Below are 20,851 nucleotides of genomic sequence, written 5' to 3'. Positions count from 1 at the left end.
CGCGGCGCTCCGGGCACGCGCACGCGTCGGCCGGTGGTGCGCCCGCGTGCGGACCCGCAGGGGCGACGGGCCCCGCTCGGCATTGCGCCCTGCCCGGCCGGTGGGGGCAGGTCGCTACGCGGCCGGTGCGGCGCCTTCCTGCTCCGCCTCGATGCGTGCGTTCCAGTCCCGCTTCGAGGCCTGCCAGCCGTCCTCGTTGTGGCCGAGGCGCCAGTAGCCGGAGATGGAGAGGTCCTCGCGGGGGATCTCACGCTCCACCCGGAGAAGCTTGCGCAGTTCCTTCACGCCGGCCGCCTCGCCGTGTACGAAGGCGTGCACCCGGCCCTCGGGGAAGTCCAGGCCGCGCAGGGCCTCGACCAGGGCCCGGCCCACCGGACGGTCGCCGCGGTGCAGCCAGACGACCTCCACGTCGGAGTCGATCTTCTGCTCCTCCTGGGGGCCGTCGACCTCGACGAAGGCGAGGGCGCGGGCGCCGTCGGGCAGCGCCTCCAGGGACCGGGCGATGGCGGGCAGCGCGCTCTCGTCGCCGGCGAGCAGGTGCCAGTCGGCGGCGGGGTCGGGGGCGTAGGCGCCGCCGGGCCCCAGGAAGCGGACGGTCTCGCCCGGCCGGACGCCCTTCGCCCAGGGGCCGGCCAGCCCCTGGTCACCGTGGATGACGAAGTCCAGCGTCATCTCGTGGTGCTCGGCGTCCCAGTGGCGCACCGTGTACGTCCGGGTCACCGGCCACTGGTCGCGCGGGAACTCCTCGCGGATCCGCTCCATGTCGAAGGGCTCCGGATAGGTCGCGCCCCCGGCGGGGAACAGCAGCTTCACGTAGTGGTCGGTGCAGGTGTCCGCCGGCAGCCCGGCGAGTCCCTCGCCGCCGAGCACCACGCGCTGCATGCGCGGGGTCAGCCGCTCGGTGCGGACCACCTGTGCGGTGTACGGCTTGCGCGGCTTGCGGCCCGGACGGTCTGCCATGACGGCCTCCCTGATCCCTGCGTGAGGGCTCCCTGAGTTAGGTATACCTAAGCTAGCATCCCCGCCCCACTCGGCACGTCACGGAGGGGGTGCCCCACGAAGCCCCGTGCGCAAAGTACGGCTTCCCCCGGTCAGGGCACCGATTCACCCTGCCCGCATCGCCTGTCCCGGCGGCGCGATCCGGGCCGGCGCGAACCCGGGCCGGCTCAGGCGGTGAGCGTCGTCAGCAGTCGCTGCAGTGATCCGCCCAGGCCCCAGCGGGCCGCCAGCCGGTCCAGGGTCGCGGCGTCGCGCGGGGCGTGCGGCAGCGCGGTGCCGACGTCCGGCAGTGGGACGTCGTCGGCGACCCGGACCACCTTCGGGGCGACCGCGAGATACGGGCGGGCCTCGGTCAGCCGCTTGCGCTGAGAAGGTGTGAGCTTCGCCCTCGGGTCGTCGACGGCCGCCTGGATCCCGGCCAGGTCCCCGAACTCGGCGAGCAGCTTGGCCGCCGTCTTCTCGCCGACGCCCGCCACGCCCGGCAGGCCGTCGCTCGGATCTCCCCGCAGCAGCGCCAGATCGGCGTACCCGCGGCCGTCGACGCCGTACTTCTCGCGCAGCGTGGCCTCGTCCGTGAGGTGGAGCGTGCCGACGCCCTTGACCGGGTAGAGCACGCGCACGCCACGGGCGTCGTCGACGAGCTGGTAGAGGTCCCGATCGCCGGTGACGATGTCGACCGGGCCGGTCGCCCGCGCCGTGTACGTGCCGATGACGTCGTCCGCCTCGTACCCGGCGACACCGACGCGGGCGATGCCGAGGGCGTCGAGGACTTCCTCGATGACCGGCACCTGGGGCGAGAGCGTGTCGGGTACCTCCTCGGTGTCGGGGCCCTCGGCGGTCTCCTCGGCGACGCGGTGTGCCTTGTAGGTGGGGATCAGCTCCACCCGCCACTGCGGGCGCCAGTCGGCGTCCATGCAGGCGACCATGTGGTCGGGCCGGTGGTCCTTCACCAGGCGGTCGATGAAGTCGAGGAGTCCGCGTACGGCGTTCACCGGCGTGCCGTCGGGGGCCCTCACCGAGTCCGGCACGCCGAAATAGGCGCGGAAGTAGAGGGAGGCGGTGTCGAGAAGCATCAGTCGTCCGGTCACGCCTCGCATCATGCCGCAGGTCACATGGACGGATGGACAAGCGGTGGAGGGCGTGTGAACTGGGTCACTCTTGTGTTTGGTCCGGGACGATCAGGGCAGGCGCGCACCCGGGCAGAAGGTGGTTGATGCGTTCAACTGTTAGCGAGTCTTCGTAACGCTGAGTCGCAACATGCTGAGTCGCAACACCGAGTCTTCACGCCCGTGTCCCTGCCCCCGATGCAAGAGGTAAGCGTGTCAGCCAGGCTAGAGGCCGAAAACCTGTACAAGGTCTTCGGCAAAAAACCGGACCAGGCAGTCGATCGACTGCGCAAGGGGACCAACCGTGAGGAGCTGCGCGCCGACGGCACCACGGCCGCCGTCATCGACGCGTCCTTCACCGTGGAACCCGGCGAGATCTTCGTGGTCATGGGCCTGTCCGGGTCCGGCAAGTCCACGCTCCTGCGCATGCTCAACGGTCTGTCGGAGCCGACCGCCGGGCGCGTCCGCTTCGGGGGACAGGACCTGACCGAGCTCAGCGACAGCGAACTGCGCGAGGTCCGCTCCAAGCAGATCAGCATGGTCTTCCAGCACTTCGCGCTCTTCCCGCACCGCAGCGTCCGCGACAACGCCGCCTACGGTCTCGAAGTGCAGGGCGTGCCCCGCGCCGAGCGTGAACGCCGCGCCGACGAGGCGCTCGCCCTGTGCGGCCTGGCCGGCTGGGAGAAGTCCTGGCCCGATGAGCTGTCCGGCGGTATGCAGCAGCGTGTGGGCCTCGCCCGCGCGCTCGCCACGGACGCCGATCTGCTGTTGATGGACGAGTCCTTCAGCGCCCTCGACCCGCTGATCCGCCGCGACATGCAGGACCAGCTGCTCGACCTGCAGAAGACCCTGAAGAAGACCATCGTCTTCATCACCCACGACCTCAACGAGGCCATGCGCCTGGGCGACCGCATCGCCGTGATGCGCGACGGCGAGATCGTGCAGATCGGCACCGCGCAGGACATCCTGATACGCCCCGCCAACGACTACGTCGCCTCCTTCACCCGGGACGTCGACCGTTCCCGTGTGCTCACCGCGGGATCCGTCATGGAGACGGAGACGCGCGGCGACGAGGCCGACTGCGGTTGCGAGACCGCCACGCCCGACACGTCGTTCGCGGAGCTGTGCGCGATCAGCGCCCGTGTCTCCCACCCGGTGGCGGTGCTCGGCGCCGACCGCCGGCTCGTCGGCGTCGTCCCGGCCCGGCGGCTCGTCGGCTTCCTCGGCGACGAGGACACGGTCCCCGGTGTCTGCGACACCCCGCGGGACAAGGGCGGCGAGAAGGTGATGTCCCGTGCCTAGAGTTCACTTCGGTGACTGGGTCAACAGCACCGTCGACTGGCTGCTCGACAACCTCTCCTGGCTCTTCGGCTTCCTCGAGACCCTCTTCACCGGCGCCTACGACGGCATCAACGCCGTCCTCCAGGCCCCCGAGCCGCTGCTGCTCGCCGGTATCTTCGCCGTGATCGCCTTCTGGCTGCGCGGCACCTTCGCCGGTGTCCTCTCCTTCGTCGGATTCGCCTTCATCGAATCCCTCGGTCTGTGGGAGAACGCGATGATGACCCTGGCGCTCCTGCTGGTCGCCACGGTCATCGCCCTGGTCGTCTCGGTGCCGGTGGGTATCTGGGCGGCCCGCTCCGACCGGGTCAGCGCGGTCGTCCGGCCGGTGCTGGACTTCATGCAGACACTGCCCGCGATGATCTACCTCATCCCGGCGATCCTGTTCTTCGGAACCGGCGCGCCTCCGGGCATCGTGGCCACCCTGATCTTCGCGCTCGCCCCCGGCGTCCGCATGACCGAGCTGGGCATCCGCCAGGTCGACAAGGATCTGGTCGAGGCCGCCGAGGCCTTCGGTACCACCCCTCGCAACACCCTGCTGCGGGTCCAGCTCCCGCTCGCACTGCCCACGGTGATGGCGGGCGTCAACCAGGTCATCATGCTCGGCCTGTCCATGGCCGCGATCGCCGGCATGGTCGGCACCGGCGGACTCGGCGGCGACGTCATGGAGTCCATCGGCCAGCTCAACGTGGGCCTCGGTGCCGAGGCCGGTGTCGCCATCGTGATCCTGGCGATCTACCTGGACCGCATGACCAGCGCGCTGGGCACGCACGTCTCGCCGCTGGGCCGCCGCGCCGCCGCCAAGGCGCGCGCCGCCCAGGGCCTGAAGATATGGTCCTACCGCCCCCAGCCGCAGGTCGCCGTGATCGGCATCGTGATCCTCGGCCTGGTGGCCGGTGGCATGGGCATGTTCGGCGGATCCGACGACTCGAAGACCGTCGCCGACGGCAAGAACGTCGGCGCGGGCAAGAAGGTCAGCCTCGGTTACGTCCCCTGGGACGAGGGCATCGCCTCCACCTACCTGTGGAAGGAGATCCTCGAACAGCGCGGCTACGAGGTGAAGGCCACCCAGTTCGACGCCGGGCCGCTCTACACCTCCCTGGCCCAGGGCGACATCGACCTCGTCACCAACTCCTGGCTGCCGACCACCCACGAGCAGTACTGGAAGAAGTACGGCGAGAAGCTCGACGACCTCGGCTCCTGGTACGACGAGACCACCCTCGAGCTGACCGTCCCCGCCTACATGGAGGACGTCGACTCCCTGGCGGACCTCAAGGGCAAGGCCGACCTGTTCGACGGGAAGATCACCGGTATCGAGCCCAGCGCCGGCGAGATGGCCCTGCTGAAGAGCAAGGTCCTCAAGGAGTACGGCCTGGACAAGGAGTACAAGGTCGTCGACAGCTCCACCCCGGCGATGCTGGCCGAGCTGAAGCGGGCCATGAGCAAGAAGGAACCGATCGTCGTCACGCTCTGGTCCCCGCACTGGGTGTACAACGACATGGAGCTGAAGAAGCTCAAGGACCCCAAGGGTGCCTGGGGCTCGGGCGACGGCGTGCACACGCTGTCCCGCAAGGGCTTCGCCGGCGACAACCCCACCGTCGCCAAGTGGCTCAAGGACTTCTCGATGACCGAGAAGCAGCTCACCAGCCTCGAGGCCGAGATCAACAAGGCCGGCAAGGGCAACCAGCAGGACGCCGTGCGCACCTGGCTGGGGGCCAACCCGGGCGTCGTCGACGAGCTCGCCCCGGTCCAGGGCGGCGCCGGCGCCACCCCGGCCGAGGCCGAGCGCGCGCTGGACATCGCCTGGTTCCCCTGGGAGGAGGACGTCGCCGTCACCTACCTGTGGAAGAACGTCCTGGAGCGGCGCGGCTACAAGCTGAACCTGAAGCAGATGGACGTCGGCCCCGTCTACACGGGCCTGGCCACCGGTGACCTCGACCTCAACTTCGACGCCTGGCTGCCCTACGCCCAGAAGAGCTACTGGGACAAACACAAGAACAACCTCAACGACCTGGGCACCTGGTACGAGCCGACCTCCCTGGAGATCGCCGTCCCCTCGTACGTGAAGGACGTCAAGTCACTCGCGGACCTCAAGGGCAAGGCCGACCTCTTCGACGGGAAGATCATCGGCATCGAGCCCGGCACCGGTCAGATGCAGCTGCTCAAGAACGAGGTCATGCCTGGCTACGGCCTGGAGGACGAGTACAAGGTCGTCGACGGCTCCACGCCGGCGATGCTGGCCGAGCTGAAGCGCGCCCTCGCCAAGAAGGAGCCGGTCGCGGTCGTCCTGTGGTCGCCGCACTGGGCGTACAGCGACTACGAGCTGACCAAGCTGAAGGACCCCAAGAAGGCCTTCGGTGAGGGCAACACGATCCGCACCATCTCCAGCAAGGCGTTCCCCGAGCAGTACCCGCAGCTCACCGAGTGGATCAAGGACTTCCACATGACCGAGGACGAGCTCGGCTCCCTGGAGGCCGAGATCAAGGACCGCGGTCAGGGCAAGGAAGAGGAAGCCGTGGCGGCCTGGCTGAAGGAGCACCCGGACATGGTCGGCCGGATGACCCCGTAGTAGCACGTAGCAGTACGGCACCGGTACGGGGTTTCCCGGACCGACCGCCCCGAGGGGTGGGCCCCGCACGCGCCTTCTGACGAAGCGCGGCCCGGGCCCACCCCTCGAGCCGTCCGCGACCGGGACACGGTTGGATCACGACATGAATCTGGACAACCACGGAGTGCGACCACCCTGTCCGAGCCCCGCGCCGCCGAGGCGTGAGGGGCCGGCGGGAACACGGAGGGCCGTCCGCGCCTTGAACGGGTAGGGCATCCGCGGCGTCGGACGGGTCTCCCGCGGGATGGCGAGAAATGTGAGATCGCGGCCACCGCACCGTGACGCCGATGTGACGGCCGCGTGAAACGGTTTGCCGAACATGCGTAGGGTGCAGAGAACTCATCAGGGATACGGCGACGGGTGGAGGAGGGAGCCGGAGCGATGGGCGACCACAAGGATCAGCACCTTCGGGTGGGCGCGGCCGTGCGGCGGCGGCGCCGGGCCCTCGAGCTCACCCTCGCCGTCGTGTCCGAGCGCAGCGGCCTGTCCGTGCCGTTCCTGAGCCAGATCGAGAACGACCGGGCGCGGCCCAGCCGGAGCTCCCTGGAGAAGGTGGCCGACGCGCTGCGCACCACCGCCGTGGAACTGCTCGCCGCCGCCGACCCCGCGTGCAGCGTGGACGTCGTCCGGGCCGAGGACCGCGATCCGGAGCCGGCGCCCAAGGTGCGCTCCCTGGTGCGCGGACACCACCAGATGCACGCCTCAGAGTTCACCGGAGACCACGACGCGGGCCGTGAACTGCAGTACCGCAATGACCAGTTGATGTTCGTCACCGAGGGTGCCGTGGAGATCGAGGCCGAGGGCCGCGCCTACCGGCTGGGGTGCGGCGACACGCTTTACCTCACCGGAGGTGTACGGCACAGGTGGCGGGCCACGGTGCCCGAGACCCGGCTGATCGTGGTCGCCGTCGCCGAGCACATCGAGGCGGTACGGGACGGGCCGCGCCGGTGAGGGCGGGGGCGGGAGTGCGTGGGGGCAGGGGCGGGAGTGCGATGACGGCACGGGCGGGAATCCGGTGAGGGTCGTCTCTCTCGTACCGTCGCTGACCGAGGCCGTGGCCCGTACGGTCCCGGGGGCCCTGACCGGTGCCACCGACTGGTGCACCCACCCGGCCGGCCTCGACGTCGTACGCGTCGGCGGCACGAAGAATCCGAAGACCGAGCGGATTCTCTCCCTCACCCCCGACCTGGTGGTCGCCAACGAGGAGGAGAACCGCGCCCCCGACCTCGACGCCCTGCGCGCCGCGGGTGTCGAGGTGCTGGTGACCGAGGTCCGCACCGTGCCGCAGGCCTTCACCGAACTGGAGCGGGTACTGGCCGCCTGCGGGTCGCCGTCCCGGCCCCGGTGGCTGGACGAGGCGGAGGAGGCCTGGTCGGCCGCCCTGCCGCCGCCGGAGCGGCGCGCCACGGCCGTCGTTCCCGTCTGGCGCAAGCCCTGGATGGTGCTGGGCCGCGACACCTTCGCGGGCGACGTACTGGCCCGCCTCGGCATCGACCACCTGTACGCCGACCACGCGGAGCGCTATCCGAAGGTCCCGGTCGAGGAGGTGCGGGCGGCCCGCCCGGACGTCGTGGTCCTGCCGGACGAGCCGTACCGCTTCACCGCCGACGACGGTCCGGAGGCCTTCCCGGGCCTGCCCTGCGCGCTCGTCGACGGGCGGTACCTCACGTGGTACGGGCCGTCGCTGGCACGGGCACCCCGGGAGCTGGGCGCGGCCCTGCGAGCAGCGCGCCGCTGACGAGGCCGCGCGCCGTGTGCACGGCGGCGACGGCCCAGGCGGCGACGAGGGCGGCGTACAGGACGACGGTGAGCCCGTCGTAGACGGTGAGTCCCGTATGCCGGGCCAGGGCCTCGGAGCCCGTGACACAGGTGCCCACCGGGAAGGTGAACGACCACCACGTCATCGAGAAGCCCATGCCCTCCCGCCGCGCCCGCACGACGTGCGCGGTGGCGAGGCACAGCCACATCAGCGCGAAGCCCATCACGGGCACGCCGTACAGGACTGCGAGGACCCCGAAACCCTCGGCGTACGCGCCGGGCACCACTTCGGGGGCCACGTCCGCGAACTTCCCCACCGCGGTCGTCGACTGCCCCAGCGGCCCCAGAACCAGGAACAGCGACGGGGTGAGCGCGAGCGGCAGCGGACCGCCGGTGAGCAGCCGGCCGAAGATCACCGGCAGCGTCACGAGAGTCGCCAGCAGACTCACCCCGAACATCGCGACGCAGGCCAGCAGCAGCGTCTGGCGGGGCTGCCCCGGCGGGAGGTGCGGGACCAGCAGCGGTCCGACGGCCGCGGACACCATCGGCGCGACGAGCGGCAGCAGCCACACGGGACTGGCCTGCCCCGGTTCTGTCCGGTGCCGTACGGCCATCAGGTACGGCACGGCGACCGCCGCCGCGAGCCCGATGACCGTACCGGCGGTGAACAGCACGGTGTCCAGGGCGACGGCGGCCCAGGTGCCGATCCAGTCCCGCCCGACGGTCATGGTGCCGCCGCCGACGGCCAGCAGGGCCATCGACAGACAGCCGTAGAAGGGGGCCGCCGCCGGGTCGAGAAGATGCGCGCGGGCCTGGTCGCGGTGGTGGAGCCAGTGCAGGGACCGGGCCACCAGCAGGGCCGCCAGCGCGGCGAGGGACAGCGCCCAGACCCCGGTGCAGACGGCGCGCAGCCCGGGCACGTGCCAGGGGAGCGCGGCTCCCGCGGTACCGACGATGGAGGTGCCCATGACGCACGCGTACCAGTTGGGCCCGAGATGACGGACGGCCGGGGCGCGCCGGCTCGGGGCGGTGGGAGCGGACAGGGGCGGGGCTGCGGTGACCATGCGTCCACGGTCGCGGTGGCCGAAACACCTGACCAGGGGCCATGTCCCTATGAGGGCATAAGCTGCAGTTATGAGCAGCAACGGTGCGGGTGGTACGGACGGCAGGGAAGGCGGACAGGAGACACCGGGGCGGCAGGCGACGGGCTCGCTGGCGCACCGGGTACCGGATCTCGGTGCGATGGAGCTGCTGCTGGCGGTGGCGCGCCTGGGCAGCCTCGGCGGGGCGGCGCGCGAGCTGGGCATCACACAGCCGGCCGCCAGCAGTCGCGTCCGCTCGATGGAACGCCAGCTGGGGGTGGCCCTGGTGGACCGGTCGCCGCGAGGCTCCCGGCTCACCGACGCAGGCGCGCTGGTCACGGACTGGGCGCGCCGGATCGTGGAGGCGGCCGAGGCGTTCGACGCGGGCGCGCAGGCACTGCGGGACCGGCGGGACTCGCGGCTGCGGGTGGCGGCGAGCATGACGATCGCGGAGTACCTGCTGCCGGGCTGGCTGGTCGCGCTCCGCTCCCAGCTGCCGGACACGGCGGTCTCGCTGCTCGCCGGGAACTCGGCGTCGGTGGGGGAGCGCCTGCTGTCCGGCGAGGCCGACCTGGGTTTCGTGGAAGGGGTGAGTGTTCCGGCGGGGCTCGACTCGGCCGTCATCGCCCGTGACCGGCTGATCGTCGTGACCGCGCCGGGTCACCCGTGGGCCCGTCGCCGGCGCCCGCTCGCGGCGGCGGAACTGGCGGCGACGCCGCTGATCCTCCGGGAGAAGGGTTCGGGCACCCGGCAGGTCCTGGACGCGGCCCTGGGCGGGCTGGCCCGCCCCCTGATCGAGCTGTCGTCGACCACGGCGGTGAAGGCGGCGGCCGTGAGCGGCGCCGGCCCCTCCGTCCTCAGCGAACTCGCCGTCGGCGAGGAGCTCGCCACCCGGCGCCTGGTGAGCGTCCCGGTGGCGGACGTCGCGCTGGCCCGCGACCTGCGGGCGGTGTGGCCCACCGGCCACCGTCCGACGGGCCCGGCCCGGCAATTGCTGTCACTGACGCGGGGGTAGGTCCGCCCGGCTCGCGCGCACCGGCCCGTCCTCTCGGGCCCCGCCCGGACACCATCCCCGCCCCGGACACCGTCACCGGGCCCGAGGACTCGTCCCCGGCGTCGCGGAAGTGGTGTCGGTCCGGTCCGACCGCGCCGCGCCCACCAACGCCCGCATCACCCGTACGTCCTTGTCCATCTCCGGATGCCACTGCACGCCGAGGACCCAGCCCGGGGCGGACGGCAGTTCCACGGCCTCCACGGTGCTGTCCGTCGCGTGGGCCGACGCGACGAGACCCGTGCCGAGCCGGTCCACCGCCTGGTGGTGGTACGTCGGCACGAACATCTCCTCGGGTACGACACCGGCGTACAGCGACCCCGGCACCGGCGTGACCGGGTGCCCCCCGAACACGCCCACCACCTCGGCATGGCCCTCGATGTGCTGGACGAGGGTGCCGCCGAGGGCGACGTTGAGCAGTTGCATGCCCCGGCAGATGCCCAGCAGCGGCACGCGCGCGGCCAGGGCCGCCTCGATGAGCGCCAGCTCCCATGTGTCCCGGGCCCGGGCGGGCGGGCCGGTGTGCGGGCCGGGTTCGGCGCCGTAGCGGACCGGTTCCACGTCCGGGCCGCCCGCGATCACCAGCCCGTCGAGGCGGGCGAGGGTGGCGGCGGCGTGCTCCGGCGCGTCCGGCGGCAGCATTACGGCCAGTCCGCCCGCGCGCTGCACGAGCCGCGGATACCCGGCCGGCAACAGCGCCGACTCCAGCTCCCACACGCCCCAGCGCGCCCCGGACTCCAGGTACGTACTGACGCCGATCAGCGGCCTGCCCGCCATGCGGCCTCCCGGTAACGAACCGTCAGTGCACTGTCAGTGAATCGTCTCGGCAATGGGTCGCCGGCACACCTTTGCCGCGCGGCGCGCGGGACGTACGTGCAGGACACGTACGTGCAGGACACGCACGCGCAGGACACTCATGCCAGAAACCCGCGCAGCAGCGCCGCCGTCCCCGCACAGTGCTCCCGCGCGATCTCCCGCGCCCCGTCCGCGTCCCCGTCGACCACGGCTTCCACCAGCGCGATGTGCTGCCGCTGGGAGTGCTCCAGGTTGCGCACCAGTAGCGGGATGCAGTCCAGCAGGTCGTTCAGGGCGGCCCGGACGGCCGCGTACTGCGCCGCCAGGGCCGGTGAGCCGCACAGCTCGGCGAGGGTGAGGTGCAGCATCGTGTCCAGCCGCCGGTACTGGGCCATAGGGGCGTCCCGCGTGCCGGCCAGCGCCTCCCGCAGCCGCGCCGCCCGCGCGTCCGTCAGCCCGTGCGCCGCGCACAGCCCGGCGGCGCCCACCTCCAGCACCTCCCGGAAGCGCAGCACGTCCTCGATGTCGACGCCGGCGACCCGGCGCCGCAGCTCGTCCTCACCGCCCGCGTCCGTACGCGGCAGCACGAACGTTCCTCCGTACCGGCCGCGCCGCGCCCGGACCAGCCCCTGGTCCCGGAGTACCCGCAGCACCTCGCGCAGCGTCACCCGGCTGATCCCCAGCCGCTCCGCCAGCTCCCGCTCGGCCGGCAGCCGCTCGCCGCCGGACACCAGGCCCAGCCTGACGACCTGGAGGATCTGCTCCAGCGCCTCCTCGAAGCCGTTGCCGGCCCGCACCGTCCGCAGCACCGGTGCGAGCCGGTCCGTCACGCTCCCGCCGGTTTCCTCCGGCATGCGGCCGCGCCCCCTTCCCAAGCAATGGTCCCCCGCCATACCTTATGGCTCCCGGCCACAAGGAGGCTCTCCCCGTGCCAGACCGCACACCCCCACTCGGGGTCGAGGAACTGCACGCCCTCGTCGCAGCCGGTGACATCGACACCGTCGTCCTGGCCTTTCCCGACATGCAGGGACGCCTCCAGGGCAAGCGGTTCGCCGCGCGCTTCTTCCTCGACGAGGTCCTGGGACACGGCACGGAGGGCTGCAACTACCTCCTCGCCGTCGACGCCGACATGAACACCGTCGACGGCTACGCGATGTCCTCCTGGGACCGCGGCTACGGCGACTTCGCCATGCACGCGGACATGAACACCCTGCGCCGCCTGCCGTGGAACGAGGGCACCGCGTTCGTCGTCGCCGACCTTGCCTGGGAGGACGGCTCCCCGGTGCTCGCCGCGCCCCGCCAGATCCTGCGCCGCCAGCTGCAGCGGCTGGCCGAACACGGTTGGACCGCGCGGGTCGGCACGGAGCTGGAGTTCATCGTCTTCCGCGACACCTACGAACAGGCCTGGGACTCCGGCTACCGAGCCCTGACCCCGGCCAACCAGTACAACATCGACTACTCGGTGCTCGGCACCGGCCGCGTCGAACCCCTGCTGCGCCGCATCCGCAACGAGATGGCCGGCGCCGGCCTCACCGTCGAGTCCGCCAAGGGCGAGTGCAACCCGGGCCAGCACGAGATCGTCTTCCGCTACGACGAGGCCCTGGTCACCTGTGACCAGCACGCGGTCTACAAGACCGGCGCCAAGGAGATCGCCGCGCAGGAGGGCATGTCCCTCACCTTCATGGCCAAGTACAACGAGCGTGAGGGCAACTCCTGCCACGTCCACCTCTCCCTCGCGGACACCGACGGCGACAGCGTCATGGCGGGCGAGGGGGAAGGCGGCATGTCCGAGGTCATGCGGCACTTCCTCGCCGGACAACTGGTGGCGCTGCGCGAGTTCTCCCTCCTGTACGCCCCCCACATCAACTCCTACAAGCGCTTCCAGCCCGGCTCCTTCGCCCCGACCGCCGTCGCCTGGGGCCACGACAACCGCACCTGTGCCCTGCGCGTCGTCGGCCACGGCCGCTCCCTGCGCTTCGAGAACCGGCTCCCCGGTGGCGACGTCAACCCGTACCTCGCGGTGGCCGGCATGGTCGCGGCCGGACTGCACGGCGTCGAACAGCGGCTGGAACCGCCCGAGCCGTGCCGGGGCAACGCCTACCCCGCCGGTTACGAACACGTCCCCACCACGCTGCGCGAAGCCGCCGAGCTCTGGGAGAACAGCACCCTCGCCAAGGACGCCTTCGGGGACGAGGTCGTCGCCCACTACCGCAACATGGCGCGCGTCGAACTGGACGCCTACGACGCCGCCGTCACGGACTGGGAGCTGCGCCGCTCCTTCGAACGCATGTGAGGCCCCGCTTGTCCCATGAGTCCCACGAGTCCCATGAGTCCCATGAGCTGCGCGTACTGAACCCCGCCACCGAAGGGGTCGTCGCCACCGTCCCCGCCGCCTCCGCGGCCGACGTCGACGCCGCCGTCGTACGGGCCGCGCGGGCACAGACCACCTGGGCCGCCCTCGCTCCCGGCGACCGTGCCCGGCTGCTGCGCCGCTTCGCCACCGCCGTCGACGAACACCTGGAGGAGCTGGCCCGGCTGGAGGTCCGCGAGGCCGGGCACACCATCGGCAACGCCCGCTGGGAGGCCGGCAACGTCCGCGACCTGCTCGACTACGCCGCAGGGGGAGTGGAGCGGCTCAGCGGACGGCAGATCCCGGTCGCCGGCGGCCTGGACGTGACGATCCTCGAACCGCTCGGCGTCGTCGGCGTCATCGCGCCCTGGAACTTCCCCATGCCGATCGCCGCCTGGGGCACCGCCCCGGCGCTGGCGGCGGGCAACGCCGTACTCCTCAAGCCCGCCGAGGCGACCCCGCTGACCGCGCTCCGTCTGGCCGAGCTCGCCCTCGCGGCCGGTCTCCCCGAGGGCCTCTTCCAGGTGCTGCCCGGTCGCGGGCCCGTCGCGGGCGACGCGCTCGTCGTGCACCCGGGCGTGGCGAAGATCGTGTTCACCGGGTCGACGCCCGTGGGCCGGCAGGTGGCCGCCAAGGGCGCGGCCCTCCTCAAGCCCGTCACCCTCGAACTCGGCGGCAAGAGCCCCAACATCGTCTTCGCCGACGCCGACATCGAGGCCGCCGCCGCCACCGCGCCCATGTCCTTCCTCGACAACTGCGGCCAGGACTGCTGCGCCCGCACCCGCATCCTGGTCCAGCGCACGGTGTACGACCGTTTCCTCGCCCTTCTCGCCCCCGCGATCGAGTCCGTCCTCGTCGGTGACCCGGCCGACGAACGGACCGACATGGGCCCCCTGATCTCCCAAGCCCAACTGGACCGCGTCCGCTCCTACGTCCCCGCCGACGCCGAGGGCATCTGCGGCAAGGCACCCGGGGGCGGCCCCGGTTTCTGGTTCCCGCCCACCGTCCTCACCGGTGTCGACGCGCACGCGCCCGTGGCCGTCGAGGAGGTCTTCGGGCCCGTCGCCGTCGTCCTGCCCTTCGAGGACGAGGCCGACGCGATCCGCCTGGCCAACGCCACCGACTACGGCCTGGCCGGCTCGCTCTGGACCCGGGACGTCGGCCGCGCCCTGCGCGTGTCGAGCGCGGTCCGCGCCGGGAACCTGTCCGTCAACTCCCATGCCGGCGTCCGCTACTGGACACCCTTCGGCGGCTTCAAGCAGTCCGGCCTCGGCCGCGAACTCGGCCCGGACGCGCTGACCGCCTTCACCGAGACCAAGAACGTCTTCATCAGTAACGTCCCGTAAGTCCCAGGACATCCGGTGACGTCCCGTCGAGTACGGAGGACCCGCACAGTGAGTGAAGACATCGTCTGCCGCAGGCTCGTCGGCCGTACCGCGGTCGTCACCGGAGCCGGCAGCGGCATCGGCCTCGCGACGGTCCGCCGGCTCGCCTCCGAAGGTGCGCACGTCGTCTGCGGCGACGTGGACGAGCCCCGGGGCGAAGCCGCGGCCGAAGAGACCGGCGGGACCTTCGTCAAGGCCGACGTCACCGACCCCGAGCAGGTCGAGGCGTTGTTCAAGGCGGCCTACGACACCTACGGCAGCGTCGACGTCGCGTTCAACAACGCCGGCATCTCACCACCCGACGACGACTCCATCCTGGAGACCGGCCTGGAGGCCTGGAAGCGCGTCCAGGAGGTCAACCTCACCTCCGTCTACCTGTGCTGCAAGGCCGCCATCCCCTACATGCGGCGCCAGGGCAGGGGGTCCGTCATCAACACCGCGTCCTTCGTGGCCCGGATGGGCGCGGCGACCTCGCAGATCTCGTACACCGCGTCCAAGGGCGGCGTCCTCGCCATGTCGCGTGAACTGGGTGTGCAGTTCGCCCGGGAGGGCATCCGCGTCAACGCTCTCTGCCCCGGCCCGGTCAACACGCCGCTGCTGCGGGAACTGTTCGCCAAGGACCCGGAGCGGGCCGCGCGACGCCTCGTCCACGTTCCGGTCGGGCGGTTCGCCGAGGCCGAGGAGATCGCCGCCGCCGTCGCGTTCCTGGCCAGCGACGACTCCTCCTTCGTCAACGCCACCGACTTCCTGGTGGACGGCGGGATTTCCGGGGCGTACGTCACACCGCTGTAGCCGGGCGCGGGCGGCGTCCTAAAGTGCCGGGATGAGCATGACGCCGCCACCCGGCTGGTACCGCGATCCGTCGGCCCCGCACCAGGAACGCTGGTGGGACGGCACCACCTGGACGGAGCACCGGCGCGCGCCCGGGACCACCGGATACGCGGCGGCCCGGCCCCCACAGCGACAACCGCAGCAACCGCCGGGGCCGCACCTGCCGCATCAGGCGCATCAGATGCAGCCCGGTCAGCCGTCGACCCCGCCGTTGTCCACGGACGGTGGTCCGTGGTGGCGTCCGCCGGGCGGCGGCACCGGGCGCGGGAAGGCCGTCGCCCTCGTCACCGCGGCGGCCGTGCTGGTGGCGGCGGTCGTCACCGGCGTACTCGTCCTCGGCGAGGACGACGGCGGCAGCCCCGAGGCGCGGACCCCGCCGGCCACGCCGACCGCCACCGGCCCGGCACCGGCGAGCACCGAGCCGGCCCCCTCGCCGACGTCCTCCGAACCCTCCGCCGACGACCCGGCCGTGGTCGAGGACCCGCTCAACGGCATCGTCTTCCCGCTGCCGGACGGCTGGGTCCGGCCGGAGCACGTCGCCCAGGACGACGTCATGATGACCACGGACGGCACCTACGACTGCCCCGCCGACGGCAGTGTGTGCCGGCACGGTCTCGTCATCTCCCGCACCGTCACGGCGAACGGCGAGTCCGCCCCGAAGGCCCTCGCCCGGCAGGACATCGAGGACGCCGCCGACGACGCCTACGACCGCGACCTGATCGGCAACAAGCCCTTCGGCGGCATCGAGTCCCACGAGGAGGTGGCCTCCGGGCCGGTCGCGGTGGCCGGACGCGCCGGGTACTACGTGCGCCGGCGGGTGACGACGGCCAAGGGCCCCGGCGGGTACGTGCAGTCGCTGGTGTTCCCCTCCACCGTCGGCACGGGGTCACCGATCCTCGTCCGCTACGTCTTCGACGCCGGCGAGGACGGGCCGCCGCTCGACGTCATGGACCGGATCACCGAGGGCATCCGGCCCGTCGACGACGCGGACACGGGCGGCGGGGTCGGCAGCGGCATCGGCCCGTCGAGTTGACCCGGCCGACCCGCGGAAGATGTGCCCCACTTGCTCGCGGAAGGTGTGCCCTCCCCACGGAAGGTGTGCCCCTCCCTACAGGAAAGCGTGTCCCTCGCCCCGGTACGTCGGCACCGTAGCCGTCACCGCGTCCCCCTCCACCAGGTGCAGCGCGTCGAACCGCTCGCACAGCTCACCGGCCTTGGCATGCCGGAACCACACCTTGTCGCCGATGAGGAGGTCGTCGGCGGGCGACCCGATCAGCGGCGTCTGCACCTCGCCGGCGCCCTCCTGGGAGTCGTAGCGCAGGCCCTCGGGGAGATACGGCACGGGCAGCCGGTCGGCGCCGGGTGCCCCGGAGGCCGGATAGCCACCACCGAGGACGGTCACGACCCCGACCCCCGGCCGCCGTACGACGGGCTGGGCGAACAGGGCCGCCGGACGGCCCCGGAACGAGGTGTAGTTGTCGAACAGCCGCGGCACGTACAGCCCGGACCCGGCGGCGATCTCCGTGACCGCGTCCTCCGCGGCGGTGTGCTGCACGCTGCCCGAGCCGCCGCCGTTGACGAACTCGAGGCCCGGCACCACGGCCCGCACCGCCCGCACCACCGCGGCCCGCCGCTCGGCGAGTTCCCGGCGGGCGGCGGCCTGCATCAGCCGCACCGCCCGCGACCGCAGCGGCCGCCCGGCCACCGCGTCCCCGACCCCGGCGACATGGCCCTCGTACGCCATGATGCCGACGACCTCGAACCCAGGCCGGCGGGCCACCGCGCGGGCCAGGTCGGCGACCTGGGCGGGGGAGTGCAGCGGGGAGCGCCGGGCCCCGACCCGCACCCGCCCGCCGAGCAGCCTCAGCGAGGTGTCCAACTCCAGGCAGACCCGCACGACTTCCCGGCCGCCGTGGCGCGCGGCGTCGATGATGCTCAGCTGTGCCGGGTCGTCGATCATCACGGTCACGGCGGAGGCCAGCTCGGGATCGGCGGTCAGCTCGGCGTACCGGGCGCGGTCCGCCGACGGATAGGCGAGCAGGACGTCCTCGAAACCGGAGCGCGCCAGCCACAGGGACTCGGCCAGCGTGAACGACATGACGCCCGCGAAACCGTCCCTGGCCAGGGCGCGTTCGAGCAGGGCCCGGCAGCGTACGGACTTGCTGGCGACCCGGATCGGCTTCCCGCCGGCCCGGCGGACCAGATCGTCCGCGTTGGCGTCGAAGGCCTCCAGGTCCACGATCGCCACGGGGGCGTCCAAATGGGCGGTGGCCCGGTCGTAACGGGCCCGGTCAGCGGCGCGCGCAGTCATGAACGCAGCCTGCCAGACAGGATTACCGCAGGGTAGTGGGACGTTCCGGGCCAATGCCACGGGCGCGCGGACTGGTTCCCCGCCGGGTGGGGTCACGCCGTAGAGTGACGCGCACGCACGGCGCGACGGCCCGGGCGGCGGTGCCCCGGGCCCCGCCGGGATGGTGGTCCGCCCGTGCGGGTATGCGTGCCCGGGGACGGATCGGTCCACGCCGGGCCGGGGCAGGAGACCACATCACCGGCCCGCGCCGGAGAACGGCCCGGGCCCGAGGAAACGGGGGGTGCATGAGCACGGAAGCACGCCGCACCTCCCTTCCCCCGCACCCCGCGACCCCGCCTCGTCCCGGCACCGGCACCGGCACCCCACTTCACACCGACACCGACACCGGCACCCCGCCTCGCCCGGCCACGCCCCCACGCCCGGGCACGCCCTCTCGCGCCGACGTACCGTCTCGTCACGCCGCCGACGCGCGCCCCGGTACACCATCCCGCCCGGGCACGCCCTCTCGCGCCGACGCGCGCCCCGGTGCGCCGGCCCGCCCGGACACCCCGCCACGCCCTGCCGTGCCGCCCCACCCGGCCGTCCCGCCACGCCCCGTACAGGCGTCGGCGGCGGGCGACGGGCCGGAGCACAGGCACGGCGCGCGACGGCCGGAGGCCGCGTCGGACGACCGGACGCCGTCCGAGGGCGGTGCCTCCGGGAGCGGCCGGCCGCCCTCCCCGCGTTTCCGTCTCGCCCGCTCCCGGAACACCGACCCCGCGCCTCCGCCACCGAGTGCCTCCGCCCGCTTCCCCGACGCCCCGCCGACCGTCGGCCACCCGGTCCTGGGCGGGGGCGGTACGTCACGGTCGGCCCGCGCGGCCGGGCCCTCGCCACGTCGTACGGGTGCCGCCGCCAACCTCTCGCCCGGAGGCGCCGCGTCGCAGGCGGTACCGCCGCAGCGTCCGGCCGGGCCCTCCGCCCACCATCCGGGCGCCCCCGCGGAGACCCCGTCCGAGACGACCAGACGTCTCCGGCCGATCCCACCGGAGCCGGAGCCGGAGCCGGAGCCGGTGCGGGGACCGGAGTGGGAGCGGCAGGAACCGGAGCAGAAGTCGCGGCCGGCGGCCGAGTCGCCGGCCGGCTCCCTCGGTGCTCCCGACCCCGCCCTGTCCTGGGGCGCCCCGACGGTGTCCGGCGACGGGCGGCCACGTGTGTCGTTCGGGGAGCCCGAGGGATACGACGGGCTCGCCCGGCCGCGTCCGCTCGGTGGGCGGCTGAGGCCCCAGGCCGTCGCCGCGGCCGTCTGCCTCGTGCTCGGCATGGGACTCGTCACCGGTGCCGTCACCGGCAGCTGGCTCGCCGGCGACTCCGGGGACGGCGGCGCGCGCAGCGCGTTCACCGAGGCCGCGGAACTGTGGCACGGCATCCCGGTCGACCGGCTGTTCCCGCCCACCGTGCAGGGGCAGGGCGCCGGACCCGGCGGCGCCGACCGCACCTGGACGCGGGTCGCCGTCGCCCCGGACAGCGACTGCGCGGACGCCTTCGACCCGCTGCTGGCCAAGGTCCTCGAACCGGTCGGCTGCCGGCGCCTGCTGCGCGCCACCTACACCGACGCCACCCAGAGCTACGTCACCACCGTCGGCCTGCTCTTCGCCAAGGCCGACGCCGCCGCCATGACCTCACTGGCCGGCCGGTTCGAGAAGGAGGGCCTGGGCCGCCGCGCCGACCTCATGCCGCTGCCGTACGCCGCGAAGGACACCGTCGCCGCCGGCTTCGGCGCCCCGCAGCGGGCCGCGTGGACCGTCTCCGTCCTCACCGACGCCCCCGTCGTCGTCTACGCCGTCTCCGGCTGGGCCGACGGCCGCGCCGTCGACGAGCCGGAGCCCGCCGAGGAGGCCATGGAGTCCGGCGCCACCTCGGCGCCCGCCCAGGCCGGCCTCGGCCACGAGGCGCAAGGGCTCGCCGACCGCGTCGAACGCGCCCTGCGCAAGAACGTCGGCCCGGCCACGGAGCACCCGTCGTGACCGCCGCCGGCATCCGCCGCGGGACAGGAACCCTGAGCCTCCTCCTCGCCGCCGCCCTCGTCCTGGTCCCGGCACCGGCCGCGCACGCCGACGGCATCCGCGCCCAGCAGTGGGCCCTGGACGCCATGCACGCCCAGGAGGCGTGGCGTACCACCAAGGGCGCCGGCGTCACCGTCGCCGTCCTGGACACCGGTGTCGAGGCCGACCACCCCGACCTGGTCGGCAACGTCCTCACCGGCAAGGACCTGGTCGGTTTCGGCGCGCGCGAGGGCGACCGCGAATGGGCCCGGCACGGCACCGCCATGGCCGGGATCATCGCCGGTCACGGCCATGGGCCCGGCAACGCCGAAGGCGTCATGGGCATCGCCCCCCAGGCGAAGATCCTGCCGCTGCGCGTGATCCTGGAGGACGGCGACGACTCCCGCGCCAAGGCCCGCAAGACCCGCGGCAACGCCCTCGCGGAGGGCATCCGCTGGGCCGCCGACCACGGCGCCGACATCGTCAACCTCTCCCTCGGCGACGACTCGGCCTCCGCCCACCCCGAACCCGCCGAGGACGAGGCCATCCAGTACGCGCTGAAGAAGGGCGTGGTCGTCGTCGCCTCGGCCGGCAACGGCGGCGAGAAGGGCGACCACATCTCCTACCCGGCCGCCTATCCGGGGGTGATCGCCGCGACCGCGGTCGACCGCTACGGAACCCGCGCCTCCTTCTCCACCCGTCGCTGGTACGCCACGGTCAGCGCCCCCGGCGTCGACGTGATCATCGCCGACCCCGACCACCGGTACTACGAGGGCTGGGGCACCAGCGCCGCCGCCGCCTTCGTCTCGGGTGCCGCCGCCCTGGTGAAGTCGGCCCACCCGGACCTCACCCCGGCCCAGGTCAAGAGCCTCCTGGAGGACACGGCCCGCAATGCCCCCGCCAAGGGTCGCGACGACTCCCGCGGTTACGGCTTCGTCGACCCCGCCGCCGCCGTCGAGGCGGCCGGACGCCTGAAGCCCGAGAGGCTCAAGGCGGCGGCGTACGGCGAGGAGTACTTCGGCTCCGGCCCGGACGCCCCCGCCGCCGACGACGACACATCGGCCTGGGCGGCCCCGCTGGCCGGCGGCGCGGGCGGCGTCATGATCGTCGCTGCCGTCGTCCTGTGGCGGGGCCGCCGCGAACGCTACGAAGACTTCTGACTCCGGGTGCCGCTGTCCGCTACGGCGGTTTCCGACTGTGGGTGCCGCTGTCC

General features: G+C 72.9%; 17 protein-coding genes. 11 read left to right on the top strand and 6 right to left on the bottom strand.

Annotated elements, in window-relative coordinates; translation table 11 throughout:
- Nucleotides 1-114: 114 nt before the first annotated feature.
- A complete protein-coding gene (locus tag ABEA26_RS06330; RefSeq protein WP_345589998.1) occupies nt 115-960 on the bottom strand; it encodes a siderophore-interacting protein in 846 nt (281 codons plus the stop codon).
- A 206-nt stretch (nt 961-1,166) separates the two neighbouring features.
- Nucleotides 1,167-2,072, bottom strand: a complete 906-nt coding sequence (locus tag ABEA26_RS06325) for a 5'-3' exonuclease (protein ID WP_345590019.1) — start codon at nt 2,070-2,072, stop codon at nt 1,167-1,169.
- 246 nt (nt 2,073-2,318) lie between these two features.
- Between ABEA26_RS06325 and ABEA26_RS06320 the strand changes: the two genes are divergently transcribed.
- From ABEA26_RS06320 to ABEA26_RS06305, 4 genes are all read left to right on the top strand, one after another.
- Complete coding sequence (locus ABEA26_RS06320; RefSeq protein WP_345589996.1) at nt 2,319-3,407, top strand: quaternary amine ABC transporter ATP-binding protein; 1,089 nt, start codon at nt 2,319-2,321, stop codon at nt 3,405-3,407.
- Nucleotides 3,400-6,012, top strand: coding sequence for an ABC transporter permease/substrate binding protein (locus ABEA26_RS06315; protein WP_345589995.1), 2,613 nt, complete (start codon nt 3,400-3,402; stop codon nt 6,010-6,012). The genes ABEA26_RS06320 and ABEA26_RS06315 overlap by 8 nt, the downstream gene beginning before the upstream one ends.
- 420 nt (nt 6,013-6,432) lie before the next feature.
- The gene (locus ABEA26_RS06310; protein WP_345589994.1) at nt 6,433-7,002 is read left to right on the top strand and encodes a helix-turn-helix domain-containing protein; all 570 of its coding nucleotides are present in this window, start codon (nt 6,433-6,435) and stop codon (nt 7,000-7,002) included.
- Nucleotides 7,003-7,066: 64 nt separating this feature from the next.
- Nucleotides 7,067-7,789, top strand: a complete 723-nt coding sequence (locus tag ABEA26_RS06305) for a helical backbone metal receptor (RefSeq protein WP_345589992.1) — start codon at nt 7,067-7,069, stop codon at nt 7,787-7,789.
- On the opposite strand, the gene ABEA26_RS06300 is transcribed toward ABEA26_RS06305, so the two are convergent.
- Nucleotides 7,716-8,873 carry a TDT family transporter gene (locus ABEA26_RS06300; RefSeq protein ID WP_345589990.1) on the bottom strand — a complete coding sequence of 386 codons (1,158 nt, stop codon included), beginning with the start codon at nt 8,871-8,873 and terminating at the stop codon, nt 7,716-7,718. The two genes, ABEA26_RS06305 and ABEA26_RS06300, sit on opposite strands and share 74 nt — an antisense overlap.
- 178 nt (nt 8,874-9,051) lie before the next feature.
- Between ABEA26_RS06300 and ABEA26_RS06295 the strand changes: the two genes are divergently transcribed.
- Nucleotides 9,052-9,906, top strand: coding sequence for a LysR family transcriptional regulator (locus ABEA26_RS06295; protein ID WP_345590017.1), 855 nt, complete (start codon nt 9,052-9,054; stop codon nt 9,904-9,906).
- Between the two features lie 72 nt (nt 9,907-9,978).
- On the opposite strand, the gene ABEA26_RS06290 is transcribed toward ABEA26_RS06295, so the two are convergent.
- Both ABEA26_RS06290 and ABEA26_RS06285 read right to left on the bottom strand, forming a co-directional pair.
- Complete coding sequence (locus tag ABEA26_RS06290) at nt 9,979-10,719, bottom strand: gamma-glutamyl-gamma-aminobutyrate hydrolase family protein (protein ID WP_345589989.1); 741 nt, start codon at nt 10,717-10,719, stop codon at nt 9,979-9,981.
- A 137-nt stretch (nt 10,720-10,856) separates the two neighbouring features.
- A complete protein-coding gene (locus tag ABEA26_RS06285; RefSeq protein WP_345589987.1) occupies nt 10,857-11,591 on the bottom strand; it encodes a FadR/GntR family transcriptional regulator in 735 nt (244 codons plus the stop codon).
- 74 nt (nt 11,592-11,665) lie between these two features.
- Between ABEA26_RS06285 and ABEA26_RS06280 the strand changes: the two genes are divergently transcribed.
- The 4 genes from ABEA26_RS06280 to ABEA26_RS06265 are packed head-to-tail and all read left to right on the top strand — an operon-like array spanning nt 11,666 to nt 16,336.
- On the top strand, nt 11,666-13,030 hold the full coding sequence (locus ABEA26_RS06280) for a glutamine synthetase family protein (RefSeq protein ID WP_345589985.1): 1,365 nt from the start codon (nt 11,666-11,668) through the stop codon (nt 13,028-13,030).
- An 8-nt stretch (nt 13,031-13,038) separates the two neighbouring features.
- Complete coding sequence (locus ABEA26_RS06275) at nt 13,039-14,433, top strand: aldehyde dehydrogenase family protein (RefSeq protein WP_345589984.1); 1,395 nt, start codon at nt 13,039-13,041, stop codon at nt 14,431-14,433.
- Between the two features lie 48 nt (nt 14,434-14,481).
- On the top strand, nt 14,482-15,264 hold the full coding sequence (locus tag ABEA26_RS06270; protein WP_345589982.1) for a 3-oxoacyl-ACP reductase: 783 nt from the start codon (nt 14,482-14,484) through the stop codon (nt 15,262-15,264).
- A gap of 37 nt (nt 15,265-15,301) precedes the next feature.
- Nucleotides 15,302-16,336 (top strand): DUF2510 domain-containing protein, encoded by a 1,035-nt coding sequence (locus ABEA26_RS06265; RefSeq protein ID WP_345590015.1) that lies wholly within the window; start codon nt 15,302-15,304, stop codon nt 16,334-16,336.
- A 75-nt stretch (nt 16,337-16,411) separates the two neighbouring features.
- On the opposite strand, the gene ABEA26_RS06260 is transcribed toward ABEA26_RS06265, so the two are convergent.
- Entirely contained in the window at nt 16,412-17,614 is a 1,203-nt protein-coding gene (locus ABEA26_RS06260; RefSeq protein ID WP_345589980.1) for an amino acid deaminase/aldolase, read from the bottom strand.
- 1,052 nt (nt 17,615-18,666) lie between these two features.
- On the opposite strand from ABEA26_RS06260, the gene ABEA26_RS06255 reads away from it, so the two are divergent.
- Together ABEA26_RS06255 and mycP are read left to right on the top strand one after the other, a co-directional pair.
- Nucleotides 18,667-19,620 (top strand): hypothetical protein, encoded by a 954-nt coding sequence (locus ABEA26_RS06255; RefSeq protein ID WP_345589977.1) that lies wholly within the window; start codon nt 18,667-18,669, stop codon nt 19,618-19,620.
- Entirely contained in the window at nt 19,617-20,798 is a 1,182-nt protein-coding gene (gene mycP, locus ABEA26_RS06250) for a type VII secretion-associated serine protease mycosin (RefSeq protein WP_345589974.1), read from the top strand. Before ABEA26_RS06255 ends, mycP begins: the two co-directional genes overlap by 4 nt.
- Nucleotides 20,799-20,851: the final 53 nt, after the last annotated feature.

Source organism: Streptomyces marokkonensis (assembly GCF_039539045.1).
GTDB classification, from domain to species: domain Bacteria; phylum Actinomycetota; class Actinomycetes; order Streptomycetales; family Streptomycetaceae; genus Streptomyces; species Streptomyces marokkonensis.
Note: the sequence above shows the minus strand (reverse complement) of the source record. Positions and strands in the feature narration are given on the sequence as shown.

Coding starts and splice junctions, on each gene's coding strand:
- ABEA26_RS06330 (WP_345589998.1), bottom strand. CDS start 960: ATGGCAGACCGTCCGGGCCGCAAGCCGCGCAAGCCGTACACCGCACAG.
- ABEA26_RS06325 (WP_345590019.1), bottom strand. CDS start 2,072: ATGCTTCTCGACACCGCCTCCCTCTACTTCCGCGCCTATTTCGGCGTG.
- ABEA26_RS06310 (WP_345589994.1), top strand. CDS start 6,433: ATGGGCGACCACAAGGATCAGCACCTTCGGGTGGGCGCGGCCGTGCGG.
- ABEA26_RS06300 (WP_345589990.1), bottom strand. CDS start 8,873: ATGGTCACCGCAGCCCCGCCCCTGTCCGCTCCCACCGCCCCGAGCCGG.
- ABEA26_RS06295 (WP_345590017.1), top strand. CDS start 9,052: ATGGAGCTGCTGCTGGCGGTGGCGCGCCTGGGCAGCCTCGGCGGGGCG.
- ABEA26_RS06290 (WP_345589989.1), bottom strand. CDS start 10,719: ATGGCGGGCAGGCCGCTGATCGGCGTCAGTACGTACCTGGAGTCCGGG.
- ABEA26_RS06285 (WP_345589987.1), bottom strand. CDS start 11,591: ATGCCGGAGGAAACCGGCGGGAGCGTGACGGACCGGCTCGCACCGGTG.
- ABEA26_RS06265 (WP_345590015.1), top strand. CDS start 15,302: ATGACGCCGCCACCCGGCTGGTACCGCGATCCGTCGGCCCCGCACCAG.
- ABEA26_RS06260 (WP_345589980.1), bottom strand. CDS start 17,614: ATGACTGCGCGCGCCGCTGACCGGGCCCGTTACGACCGGGCCACCGCC.